The sequence below is a fragment of the Streptomyces thioluteus genome (genome assembly GCF_039535865.1).
Window position 1 is genome coordinate 19,814 of the sequence record NZ_BAAAXZ010000076.1, and the last position, 11,693, is coordinate 31,506.

At 75.0% G+C, this 11,693-nt stretch carries 10 protein-coding genes and 2 pseudogenes; 7 read left to right on the forward strand and 5 right to left on the reverse strand.

Going from position 1 to position 11,693, the window contains the following annotated elements:
* Nucleotides 1-13: 13 nt before the first annotated feature.
* Both ABD794_RS09815 and ABD794_RS09820 read right to left on the reverse strand, forming a co-directional pair.
* The gene (locus tag ABD794_RS09815) at nt 14-931 is read right to left on the reverse strand and encodes a dihydrodipicolinate synthase family protein (protein ID WP_344962435.1); all 918 of its coding nucleotides are present in this window, start codon (nt 929-931) and stop codon (nt 14-16) included.
* A gap of 37 nt (nt 932-968) precedes the next feature.
* The gene (locus tag ABD794_RS09820) at nt 969-1,673 is read right to left on the reverse strand and encodes an endonuclease V (RefSeq protein ID WP_344962437.1); all 705 of its coding nucleotides are present in this window, start codon (nt 1,671-1,673) and stop codon (nt 969-971) included.
* 50 nt (nt 1,674-1,723) lie between these two features.
* On the opposite strand from ABD794_RS09820, the gene ABD794_RS09825 reads away from it, so the two are divergent.
* The gene (locus ABD794_RS09825; RefSeq protein ID WP_344962439.1) at nt 1,724-2,026 is read left to right on the forward strand and encodes a YciI family protein; all 303 of its coding nucleotides are present in this window, start codon (nt 1,724-1,726) and stop codon (nt 2,024-2,026) included.
* Nucleotides 2,027-2,611: 585 nt separating this feature from the next.
* Nucleotides 2,612-3,025, forward strand: a complete 414-nt coding sequence (ssgD, locus tag ABD794_RS09830) for a spore wall synthesis regulator SsgD (RefSeq protein WP_344962442.1) — start codon at nt 2,612-2,614, stop codon at nt 3,023-3,025.
* A gap of 23 nt (nt 3,026-3,048) precedes the next feature.
* On the opposite strand, the gene ABD794_RS09835 is transcribed toward ssgD, so the two are convergent.
* From ABD794_RS09835 to ABD794_RS09845, 3 genes are all read right to left on the reverse strand, one after another.
* Nucleotides 3,049-4,497, reverse strand: coding sequence for a hypothetical protein (locus ABD794_RS09835; protein WP_344962444.1), 1,449 nt, complete (start codon nt 4,495-4,497; stop codon nt 3,049-3,051).
* 27 nt (nt 4,498-4,524) lie between these two features.
* On the reverse strand, nt 4,525-5,004 hold the full coding sequence (locus tag ABD794_RS09840; RefSeq protein WP_344962446.1) for an inorganic diphosphatase: 480 nt from the start codon (nt 5,002-5,004) through the stop codon (nt 4,525-4,527).
* 175 nt (nt 5,005-5,179) lie between these two features.
* Nucleotides 5,180-6,115 (reverse strand): DMT family transporter, encoded by a 936-nt coding sequence (locus ABD794_RS09845; RefSeq protein WP_344962448.1) that lies wholly within the window; start codon nt 6,113-6,115, stop codon nt 5,180-5,182.
* A 373-nt stretch (nt 6,116-6,488) separates the two neighbouring features.
* On the opposite strand from ABD794_RS09845, the gene ABD794_RS09850 reads away from it, so the two are divergent.
* The 5 genes and pseudogenes from ABD794_RS09850 to ABD794_RS09870 all read left to right on the forward strand — a co-directional run.
* Complete coding sequence (locus tag ABD794_RS09850) at nt 6,489-8,048, forward strand: flavin monoamine oxidase family protein (RefSeq protein WP_344962450.1); 1,560 nt, start codon at nt 6,489-6,491, stop codon at nt 8,046-8,048.
* Nucleotides 8,049-10,099: 2,051 nt separating this feature from the next.
* Nucleotides 10,100-10,510, forward strand: a pseudogene (locus ABD794_RS09855) (ferritin-like domain-containing protein); the annotation flags it as partial.
* A gap of 110 nt (nt 10,511-10,620) precedes the next feature.
* A pseudogene (locus ABD794_RS09860) lies at nt 10,621-10,725 on the forward strand (hypothetical protein); the annotation flags it as partial.
* Nucleotides 10,726-10,917: 192 nt separating this feature from the next.
* Nucleotides 10,918-11,310, forward strand: a complete 393-nt coding sequence (locus tag ABD794_RS09865; protein WP_344962454.1) for a hypothetical protein — start codon at nt 10,918-10,920, stop codon at nt 11,308-11,310.
* Nucleotides 11,311-11,323: 13 nt separating this feature from the next.
* The coding region (locus tag ABD794_RS09870; protein WP_344962452.1) for an FAD-dependent monooxygenase at nt 11,324-11,693 on the forward strand (370 nt) is incomplete at its 3' end.

Genomic DNA, 11,693 nt, shown 5'->3' on the forward strand with positions numbered 1-11,693 from the left:
CACATCCCGCCCCTCACAGCAGCCCCGCCCCCTCCAGCAGCTTCCGCACCACCGCCACCCCGTCCCCCGGCAACTCCTGCAACGGCACCGCCGTGACGGGACAGTCGATCACTCCCAGCAGATGCAGCGCCGCCTTGAAACCCCCGATCGCGGACGCCGTCCCGCTCATGTCGCTCCCCGCCTCCACCAGAGCGAACAGCCCGGCCAGCCGGTCCTGTTCGGCCACGGCCGCCTCCCACCGCCCGGCCCGGGCATGCGCGCACACCCGCGCGTACCCCGCCGGATCCACGTTCCCCAGCCCCGCCACGACCCCGTCCGCCCCCATCAGCAGCGCGGCGTCGACCGTCAGCTCCGAGCCGGTGAGGACGGAGAAGACGGACTCCAGCCCGCGGCGGCGCCGCTCGACGAGCAGCCGGCGCAGGGCATTGGTGTCACCGCTGCTGTCCTTGAGGCCGATCAGGGTCCCGTCCGAGGCGAGGGACAGCAGCACCTCGCCCGGCAGCTTGCTGTGGACGCAGGGCGGGATGTCGTACGCGAGCAACGGCAGCCCGGCCCCGTCCCGGACCCGGCGGAAGTGGTCCGCCGTCTCCACGGGGTGCACGCCGCTGTAGAACGGCGCGGTCGCGACGAGGACGTCCGCCCCCGCCTCCGCCGCGTCGCGCGCGTGCTCCAGCACCCGCGGTGTGGTCATGTCGATGACCCCGGCGAGCACGGGCACCAGTCCGCCCGCCGCGTCGACGACGGTCCGGACGACCGTGCGCCGCTGCCCGGCGGTCAGATGGGCGGCCTCCCCGCTGGTCCCGAGGGCGAAGAGCGCGGAGGCGCCGCCCGCGAGCAGATGCTCGACGAGGCGGCGCAGGGAGCCGGTGTCGACCTCACCGCCGGGGGTGAAGGGCGTGCACAGGGGCGGGACGAAGCCGGAGAGTCGCACGGGTCCTCCACGGGGGTAGGCGGTGGCATGCCCGTTCCTACCCGTCCGCCACCGCCCGCGCCAGAGCCCGTCGGCACAGCGCGTCCGCCCGCCGTGTCGTCTCCGGCAGCCGGAAGTCCCGGGCCAGGGACAGCACATGGGCGCAGGCCCGGTCCAGGCTCACCCGGTGCCCCACGGAGACGAACACCGGCTTGACGCCGGCCCGGGTGCGCAGGGCCCGGCCGACCTCCTCGTCCCCGTCCAGCAGGGGTGACCAGGCGCCCCGGTCCGGGCCGGGCGGCGCGTGGCGGAAGGTGAAGGGGTTCTTGGCGACGCCGATCGTGGGCAGCCCGGTCAGCACGCCCAGGTGCGCCGCGAGGCCGAAGCGGCGCGGGTGGGCGAGCCCGTACCCGTCGCAGACCACCAGGCCGGGGTCGGCGTCCAGGCGGCGCAGCGCGGTGAGCACGGTCGGAATCTCGCGGAAGGCGAGCAGGCCGGGCACGTAGGGGAAGGCGACCCGCCCGACGGCGGTGGCCTCGGCCACGACCTCGAGGGTGCGCGCGTCGAGCGCGACGGCGGCCGCGGCGACGAGGTCCCGCTCGTCGTCGTAGGCGACGTCGACGCCGACGGCGGTGAGCGGCGCGCCGGGCGGCGGCCCGGGCTCGTCCAGGACGACGCGTGTGCGCAGGTCGAGCTGGACGGCGAGCGCCTGCCGCTCCGTGGTGGGCCAGTCGGGGGGCAGTTCATGGGACGTGTGGTTCATGACGCGGCCACGGTACGGGACGGGCGGGGCGGGCCCGTAGCCTGTCGATCATGTTCGTACTGGAACTGACCTACATCGCGCCCCTCGAGCGCGTGGAAGCCGCCCATGCGGAGCACGTCGCCTGGCTGGACGCGCACTACGCGTCCGGACTGTTCCTGGCCTCCGGCCGGAAGGTGCCGCGCGACGGCGGGGTGATCCTGGCGGCCGGCGTGGACCGGGAGAAGATCGAGGAGATCACGCGGAGCGATCCGTTCTCGGTGGCGGGGGTGTGCGAGTACGCGATCACCGAGTTCGTCCCGACGAAGACGGCCCCGGCCCTGGAGACGTTCCGCGAGGAGCGGCCCCGGCCCTGACCCGGCCCGCCGCGCCGAGTTCGCCGGGGCCCCGGCGGACCCGGCGCGGCACTGTCGCGGTGCGCGGGCGGTCACGGTCCCGCTCCGGCGGCCGGCGCGGCGGTTGTTCGTGTCGGTGCGCGACGAGTGCGCCGAAGCGCCTGCCGCGCCTCGGCGCGCCCCCGGGGACGGCGGCGGGCGGGACCGGCCGGGGCCGCCGGACGGGCGGACGCGATCGGCGGTTCGCCGACGGCGGGGCCGGTGCCGGGGGCACGGGAGGTGCGGGCGGTGCTGCCGGTGCGCCGACCGGGCGGCGGAACTGTGCGGCGTGGGGCGCGCGTTGGACGGCGTGGACCCGCGGACGGGCGGGGCACCCGGGGCCGCGGGGCACGGAAGACGGCTATGCCATGAACCCTTGGCACTTGGCGTGTTTGCTTCACATCCGTAGGCACAGAAGCCGAATGCCGGTTTTTCCCAAGGGCCGTGACGTATATCACTCCCGATTCCAGCACTGAGCCGGTCGATCCGCCGTCTCCCAGTGCGTACAACCGCGCACGACCACGGGTCCCACCGCCCGGCAGTCAACCAACCGCAAGGGAGCAGGCGTTGTCCCCTGTCATCGACCAGGCCGTCCAGGCACAGCTCATCGCGTCCTCCCCCCGCCCCCGCCAGATCCCCGCCCATCTGCGCTACGCCCCCGCCGACCCCTTCGCCGTGCACATCGCCTTTCCCCCGGCCGCCTCGCTCGACGGTGCCGAGGTCGAGTGGGCGTTCGCGCGGGACCTGCTGGCCGGAGGGCTGCTGTCGCCCTCGGGCGGCGGCGACGTCCGGGTGTGGCCGTGCGGCCCGGACCGCACGGTCCTGGAGTTCCACGCGCCCGAGGGGGTCGCGATGATCCAGATCGAAACCGAGGAACTGCGCGGCTTCCTCGCCCGCTCGTACGCACTGGTGCCGGTGGGCGGTGAGACCGGCTTCCTGGACCTCGACGGCGACGTCGAGGCGCTGCTGCGGCAGATCTGAATACCGACCGGTCGGAAGGGAGTTCAGGGTTTGTACGCGAGGGGGATGTACGCGAGCCAGTCGGTGCCCGGGAGACGGTGGGGTCTCCAGTCGCGGGCGTACGACGGCAGATAGGGGTCACCGGGATCGTAGAGCAGGGCCACGGGCCCGGACGCGGCGGCCCGGACGATGTCGGCGGTGGTGGCGGAGCGGTTGTTGCCCATGGTCTGGGCCGAGGCGCAGCCCGCCTCGTAGCCGATGGGCTGCGCGCGCGGCCCGGTGACCAGACAGGGGGCGTCCAGCCCGAGGCGGCCGAGCTCCCGGGCGGCGCGGCGGTAGCGGACGGTGGTGTCCCGGGCGTCCGCCGCGTTCGCCCGCAGCTCCTTCATCTGGACGGCGAGGTGGCCGGCGAACGCGGCGCACAGCAGCAGGGTCACGGCACGGCGGAGCCAGGGTGGTGGGGCTTTCCGCACGGCCCGAACGGCGAGGTCGGCGACGGGCAGCGCGAGAAGGGCGTAGGCGGGCAGCAGGAAGCGCGGGGCCGCGTAGTCGAGCAGCAGGAGGTAGGGGGCGGCGAGCAGGAGCGCGCAGGCGACGGGCAGGTGGACGGTGGCGGCGCCCGCGCGGCGGCGGGCGGCGAGGACGCAGGCGACGGCGGCGAGCGCGGGGAGCAGCAGCCACCACAGCGTGTGGGCGACCGGCGGGGCGGCGATGTGGCAGGGGCGGCAGAGCTGGGGCCCGTCGAGGCTGCGGTAGGCGGCCCGCAGCCCGCCGCCGAGGTGGCCGCCCATGCCGCCCTCGGTGTCGCCGGCGACGCGGAGCCGGGGCCCGATGCCGCCGAACCGGACGTACGCCTCGGCGGCCCACTGGGCTCCCCCGAGGGCGGGCCCGCCGAGGACGGCGGCCACGGTGCCGGGCCGCCGCCACTCCCGTACGGCCGCGCAGGCGGCCAGCATCGGCAGGGCGAGCCAGACGCCGTCGTGCGTGCGGAAGAGGGTGGCGGCGGCGAGGGTAACGGTGAGCCAGGCCAGGGACGCGGTGCGGCCGGGCTCCCGCCGGGCGCGCAGGAACCAGCCGGCGGCGGCGACCGAGGCGAGCGCGACCCAGAGGTTGGGCATCGCCTGCGGGCCGTAGAGCACCGTGGTCCACAGGGTGCAGAACAGCAGGGCCGCGAGGGCGGCGCGGCCCCGGGAGAGCAGCGGTTCCCACACCCGGTACGCGGCGAGGAGCGCGGCCGAGGACAGCAGCACGAGCACCACGCGCACCGCCGTCACCGACGGGGTGACGGCGACGACGGGCGCGGCGAGCAGGCTGATGCCGCGCGACCTGGGCGCGCTGAAGAAGGCGGCCGGGCGGTGGGGGTCGGTCTGCGAGAGGTAGACGGTCTCGTCCCAGCCGAGGTCCATGTGCGCGACGGCGTAGCACAGTTGGAGAACGGCGAAGGCGAGGGCGACGGCCGGGAGGTACGCGCGCGGGGCGCGGGCGGGGACCATGACCCGTTCTACCGCACCGCACCCACGCTACGCGCGGGCCCTCTCCCGGGACGCGGCGATCTCCGCCTCGGCCGCCGCGCGGTCGGCCCAGCACGCGCCGTCCACGGACTTGCCGGGCTCCAGCTCCTTGTAGACCTCGAAGAAGTGCTGGATCTCCAGCCGGTCGAACTCCGGGAGGTGGCGCAGGTCGCGCAGGTGCTCGTGGCGCGGGTCGCCGGCCGGGACGCAGAGCACCTTGGCGTCCTCGCCCGCCTCGTCGCGCATGCGGAACATCCCGATCGCCCGGCAGCGGATCACCACGCCGGGAAAGGTGCCCTCACCGGCGAGGACGAGGGCGTCCAGCGGCTCGCCGTCGGCGCCGAGCGTTCCGTCGACGTAGCCGTAGTCGGCCGGGTAGCGGGTGGAGGTGAAGAGCAGCCGGTCCAGCCGGATGCGGCCGAGCGCGTGGTCCATCTCGTACTTGTTGCGGCTGCCTTGCGGGATTTCCACGACGACGTCGAAGTCCACGGGGGCTCCTCGCTCCGGTAGATGACGGCCCGTCATCTTTGACGTGACCGCGGCACCATGGTGACGCGATGTACCCCAGGGCACCACGGGGCGTGCGCTCCGCGGGGGTTGTTGCCCCGGTCCCTCCCCAGAGTGGGGGTACCCCCACTCTGGGGAGGGACCGGGGCAACAACCCCTACCCCGGCCCGTCGTCCGGCCGCCCCGCCGCCACCAGGCACCGCCCCTGCGGCTCCGCCGCACCCCGCGCCGTCGGCACACGCGCCGCCCCGGCATCCTCCTCCGCCACCCCCCGCAACGTCAGCAACACCACCCCCACCACCGCAACACCCCCCGCCAGCCCCGCCGACACCCCACCCATCACCCCGTACCGGAAGCCCTCCCCGAGCACGGCGACACCGACAGCCGCGGCCACGACGGGGTTGACGACGGTGACCGTCGCCAGCGGGGCGGCCAGGCCCGCGCCTCGGTAGGACGACTGGGAGAGCAGCATGCCCGCGGAGGCCAGGACCGCGATGACGACCAGGGTGGGCACCAGCGCGGCCGTGCGTCCATGGGTCAGGTCCTCCGCCGCGGCCTTCGTGAAGACCGACGCCACGCCGAAGGCCGCACCGGCCGCCGTGGCCAGGACGACACCGCGCACCGCGGGCCGGCGCGCCCGGCGCGCGGCGAGCATCAGCAGCGTGACGCCGGCGAGCACCGTGCCCGCGAGCACGGGGCGTTCGCCGGCGGCGAGGGACTCGGTGCGGGGCGGCCCGGTGAGGGCGAGCAGCCCGGCGAGGCCGCCCGTGGCCAGCAGGGCGCCGCGCCGGCCGGCCGCACCGACGGGCCGGCGCGCGAAGAGGGCGGCCATCGGCAGGGCGAAGACGATGGTGAGCGCGCCCATCGGCTGCACCAGGCTCAACGGCCCCCAGGCCAGCGCCAGGACGTGCAGTCCCGCGCCCAGGCCGGTGAGCGCCACGGCGCCCCACCAGGGCGCGCTGCGCAGGGGCCCGCACACGCCGCCGTCCCCGCCGGGGGCCGTGGCGGCGACCTTCTCCTGCACGATGGCCGCGGCCGCGTAGCAGACGGCGGACACCAGGCAGAGCAGCACCGACAGCGCCAGTGAGCTCACGAGGCGCCTCTGCGGTCCGTACGGTCGTCGTCCATACCTCCAACGATGCCCCGCACCGCCCGCCGCGTCGTCGTACCCGGGTACGGACTCGGTCCTACTGCCGATGGAGTACGGCCGGGGGATGCGCGGGCGGCGGGGGCGGGGCGGTCCTTCCGCGGTAGGGGCGCCGCGCGGTCCGGATTGTCCGCCGCAGTCCTCGGATGCCCTTTCCGCGCATGTGACCGGCGTAATTCCCCTACGCCGTTTCCCCTTGACCTGCCCGTCGGCACAAAGGCCCCTCTTGTCCGGAAAAAGCGTTGCGCCCCGAGGAACCACGTGCCATTCCTTGGAGTCGCAAACGGGAAATAGCCGAACATTTACGGGGGGAAACTCAATGTCCGGCACTCCGGAACTTTGGCATGTGCACGAATTCGACCGGCTCGAACAGAAACGGCCGCACGTCCTGGTCGTCGGCGCAGGCATAGCCGGCCTCACCGCCGCCTACGAACTGGAGCGACGTCATTTCCGCGTGGACGTGGTGGAGGCCGACTCCCGCATCGGCGGCCGCATCCGCACCCACCGGTTCGGCACCGGCCCGGGCGCCCCGTCCGTCGAACTCGGCGCCATGCGCATTCCCGACCGGCACCGCCTCACCCTGGAATACATCGACCGCATGGGGCTCACCGGAAAACTGCGCACCTTCAGCACCCTGCTCTCCGAGGAGAACGCCTTTCTGCACACCGACGGCGGTTTCGTGCGGATCCGCGACGCCTCCGGCCCGCTGTGCGCCGGCTTCCGGGCGGGACTCGGCCCGCAGGACTCCGGCCCCGGATCAGGATCCGACCCCGACCCCCGGCCCGGCGAGCACGACCCCGTCGTGGTCTTCGGCGCGTGGCTGACCGCCATCGTCGACGCCATCGCCCCGCCCGACCTGCGCGAGGCGCTCCGCGCGGACCTGCGCCTCCAACTGCTGGACCTGGTCTCCCGGATCGACCCGGCGCCGCACCTGCGCGGCGCCGCCCGGGACCGGATCGACCTGCACTCGCTGTTCTCCGCCCACCCGGACATCCGCTCCGGGTGCAGCGGACGCCTCAACAGCTTCCTCGACGACATCCTCACCGAGACCAGCCCCGCCCTGCTGCGCCTGGACGGCGGCATGGACCAGCTCCCCGGCCGGCTGGCCGCCCGGCTGAAGGGCCGGATCCAGTGCGGGCGTCGCGTGACCGGAATCGACGTACGGGACGACGGGGTGCTGGTCAGGATCCGCGGCGGCGCCCGCGCGACCGTCCGGCGAGCCGATTTCGTCGTGTGCACCGTGCCCTTCCCGGCCCTGCGGACGATGCGCCTGCGCGGCCTCGACGACGACAAGCGCGCCGTCCTGGACGACGTGGTCTACTGCCCGGCGACGAAGGTCGCCCTCCACTGCCGGGAGCCCTTCTGGCACGACGAGGGCATCCGCGGCGGTGCGTCGTTCACCGGAGGGCTGATCCGCCAGACGTACTACCCGCCCGTGGACGGGTCCCCGGGGCGCGGGGCCGCGCTGCTGGCCAGCTACACCATCGGGGACGAGGCCGAGCGGCTCGGCCGGCTGTCGGCCCGCCGGCGGCACCGCGTCGTCCTCGACGAACTCGCCATCGCGCACCCGCGGTTGCGCGAACCCGGCATGGTGCTGGGCGCCACCAGCGCCGCCTGGGGCCACTCCCGCCGGTCCGTCGGCTGCGCCACCCGCTGGGGCAAGTCGGCCGCCGAGTGCGAGGAGGAGCGGCGCCGCGCGGCCCGCCCGGTGGGCCGGCTGTTCTTCGCGGGCGAGCACTGCTCGGCCGCGCCCGCCTGGATCGAGGGCGCGATCGCCTCCGCGCTCGACGCCGTCAACGCGCTCGTCCATTACGTCCCGGGCGCCCGCACGGTGCGGATATCCGGCGGGCGCGACCGCGCGGAGGGGGTCCTGCGATGAGCGTCTTCGACCTGCCCCGGCTGCACTTCGCGGGCGTGGCGACGACCCGGCTGCCCACCGGGCCGCGCAGCGGGCTCAACGACCTCGCGACCAACACCGCCCTCACCGACGACGGCCCCGCCCCCGCGCCGTTCCCCACGGACCGGCCGGCCGCCGAGTACCACGCCTGGCTGCACCGGCGCGGCCCGCGCTTCGACAGCGCCGGACAACCGTGCGCCGACGGGGCGTTCAGCGCGCCCATGGGCTGGAACTTCGACGGCAACGGGCACTTCCTGCTCGACGCCCGCGTCACCGCCGTCGAGGGTCCGGACGGCCGGCCGGACCCCGCCGACCCGCTCGTCGGCCGCAGCGTCGACGTCTGGGGCCACTACAACCCCTACCTGCGCACCACCGTCAACCGGGCCCGGGTCTTCGACCTGGACCCGGCCTCCCGGTGGACCATGGCGCTGATGTGCGGCCGCTTCTGCTTCGGCAGGCTCGGCCGCTCGCACGACGACGGCTATCTGTTCACCGGCGGCGTCACCGGCTTCCAGCCTCCGCGCTGGACCTCCTTCGCCCGCGTCGCGGACGTCGGCGAGCACGTCCTCGCCGACTGGCTGCGCTACAGCGCCGTCCACCAGTTCGTGGTCGCCCGGGACGAGGCCGAGTGGCTCGACGGCATCGACTCCGCCGCGGTGCGCGCCCTGCGCGCCGCGGCGGAGGACGGGGCGGACGGGATCGTCGTCCGCCTCGCGCTGGACGACATGGCCTCGCCCCCGGCCCCCCGACTCACCCGGCCAGTGGCGCGTGCGGGGCACGATCGCGCCCTGGCACGCCGAGGAGCTGCGCACCTACCCGGCCGGCCGGCTCCTCGTCCCGGTCCCCGGCTCCCCGCTGCGCCACCTCACCGCGGACGTCCGGGAGGGCCGCGCCGCCCTCGACATGATCACCGCGGTGCCGGTCACCAGCCGTGCGACGCAGGCCGGTCCGGGGCCGCTGCACCGGCTCGGCCGCGCCGCTCGACGCGGGCCCGCTGGAACTTGCGCACCACCGACGGGACGCTCGTCGCCCGCGTCCCCGCCGGCGCGTACCCGTCGGACGCGACCTGCGGGATCGTCACCGTCCCCGCCCCCGGCTGGCGCGCGGCCGGCGGCGCGGCGCTGTGCCTGACCCGGACCGGTGCCGACGGCCGTCCGCAGACGCTGCTGACCGAGCGGGAGGCCGTCGTCCAGTCCGACGACGCGCTGGTGGTGCTCCACCACCGCGACCGCGCGCGGGGCGGGGACCACACCGTGCGGGTACCGCTGCGCTCGTACGTGCGCGGGCGCCCGGCGGCCGTCGGGGTGCGCGTCCGCCAGTACCACAACCCCCGTGCGCTGCCCGCCGATCCGGTGGCCGGCGCGCCGGGCGCCCGCTGTGGCGACGCGGTGGTCCTCGGGGTGCGCACGCCGGACGGCGAGGCGTACGCGCCGGAGTGCGCGCTCACCACCGACGAGCGGGGGCACGGGGTCCTCGTGCTGCGCGGCGAACGCGCGGGCACCTGCCGGGTCCTGCTCTCCGCGGGCCCGGCGGACGTCCCGTGCACCGACCCCCGCGCCCCCGGCTCGGCCCGGGCCGCCTACGACGACGAGGACGCGCTGGGCTACTGGGCGGGCGCCGGCGCGCTGGCCGTCCGCGTCCTGCCCGACGACTGGCACCTGGACCGGATCCCGCGCGAGAAGGTCGACTTCGACCTGCTCCACCGCGAGGTCTTCGCCTACTACGAGCAGACCTCCACCTTCATGCGCTCCGAGGTCTTCAGCCTCGCCGACCGCTGCAAGGTCGAGACCTACGCCGAACTCGCCTGGCAGATGTGCGATCCCCGCAACAAGGACCGCACGTACTACATGCCGCCCACCCGCGACCTCACCGACCCCAAGGCCCGCCTCCTGCTCGCCTATCTGCGCAACCGGCAGGCCCTGGCGCGCCCGCCGCTGCCGGTGCACGCGTCCCCCGCCGCACCGCCCCCGATCACCACCAGAGGGCAGCTGCACACCGTCCTGCGGCAGGCGGCCACCCTGGAACTGGCCGTGATGCTCCAGTACTTGTACGCGGCCTTCTCCGTCCCCACCCACGGCGCGGGCCTGGCCTACGTGCGCGCCGGACGCTGGACGGCCCGGCAGCTGGAGCTCGCCTGCGGCCGGGGCGGCGCCACGCTCGACGACGGGATCCGCGGCGCCCTGCTGAACGTCGCCCGCGAGGAGATGATGCACTTCCTGCTGGTCAACAACATCCTCATGGCGACCGGTGAGCCCTTCCACGTCCCGGCGATCGACTTCGGCACGCTCAACGGGCAGTTGCCCGTACCCCTCGACTTCGCCCTGGAGGGGCTGGGCATCGGCAGCGTCCAGCGGTACATCGCCGTCGAGCAGCCCGCCGGTCTCACCCCGGAGCTGCGCCGTCCGGGCCGGGAGGCGGGCCCCGGCACACCCCGCACCACCGCGTGGGGATCGGTCAGCGAACTGTACGCGGCGGTCCGCGAGGGGCTGCGGACCGTCCCCGGCCTCTTCCTGGTGGAGAAGGGGCGCGGCGGCGGCGCGAACACCACGTCTTCATGCGGGAGTCCGTCAACACCGCGCACCCCGACTACCAGTTGGAGGTGGACGACCTCTCCAGCGCCCTGTTCGCCGTCGACTTCATCACCGAGCAGGGCGAGGGCGGGGTGCTGGGCGGCGCCGCGCCCTCCGACACCTCGCACTTCGAGACGTTCCTGCGCATCGGCGAACTGCTCACCACCGAGCGCGTCCCCGGCCCGCACGGACGGCTGCTGCCCTGGGATCCGGCGTATCCGGTGCTGCGCAACCCCACCCTCGGCGCGGCGGACGCCGCCAAGGACCCGATCACGGACCCGGTGGCGCGCGAGGTCGCCCGGCTCTTCAACCGCTCCTACGCGCTGATGCTGCACCTGATGGTCCAGCACTTCGGCACCGGGCCCGACACCAGCCTGCGCCGCTCGAAGCTGATGAACGCCTCCATCGACGTCATGACGGGCATGATGCGCCCGCTCGGCGAACTGCTCGTCACCCTGGACTCCGGTCGGCGCGGCCGCACCGCCGGGCCCACCTTCGAGCTGGAGGCCGTGCCCGCGCCCGTACCGCGCCCGGACGTGGCGCGCCGGGCGCTCGCGCTGCGCTGCGCGCACCTGGCCGACGCGGTACGCGCCTGTGCGCCGGTGCCCGAACAGGTCGCCGACATCGCGGCGTTCTACGCCGAGGTCTTCGGACGGGAGAACGCCCACGGATGAGGGAGGACGGCGAATGAGCCGACGGGAGACGGATGTAGTGATCGTGGGTGGCGGGCCGGTGGGCCTGGCTCTCGCCCTCGACCTGAGATATCGGGGCGTACCGTTCCTGCTGCTGGACGCGGGCGACGGGCGGGTCGACCATCCCAAGGTCGGTACCGTGGGCCCCCGTTCGATGGAGCTGTTCCGGCGCTGGGGCGTCGCCGGAGCGATCCGCTCCGCGGGCTGGCCCGGGGACCACCCGCTGGACGTCGCCTGGGTGACGGCCGTCGGCGGCCACGAGATCCACCGGCTGCGGATGGGCACGGCCGACGCGCGCCCGGCCGCGCCGTGGACGCCCGAGCCCGAACAGGTCTGCCCGCAGCACTGGCTGCTCCCGCTGCTCG

Excerpts from the sequence above, each read along its gene's own strand:
- ABD794_RS09850 (WP_344962450.1), top strand. The coding sequence starts at position 6,489 with ATGTCCGGCACTCCGGAACTTTGGCATGTGCACGAATTCGACCGGCTC.
- ABD794_RS09825 (WP_344962439.1), top strand. The coding sequence starts at position 1,724 with ATGTTCGTACTGGAACTGACCTACATCGCGCCCCTCGAGCGCGTGGAA.
- ABD794_RS09820 (WP_344962437.1), bottom strand. The coding sequence starts at position 1,673 with ATGAACCACACGTCCCATGAACTGCCCCCCGACTGGCCCACCACGGAG.
- ABD794_RS09835 (WP_344962444.1), bottom strand. The coding sequence starts at position 4,497 with ATGGTCCCCGCCCGCGCCCCGCGCGCGTACCTCCCGGCCGTCGCCCTC.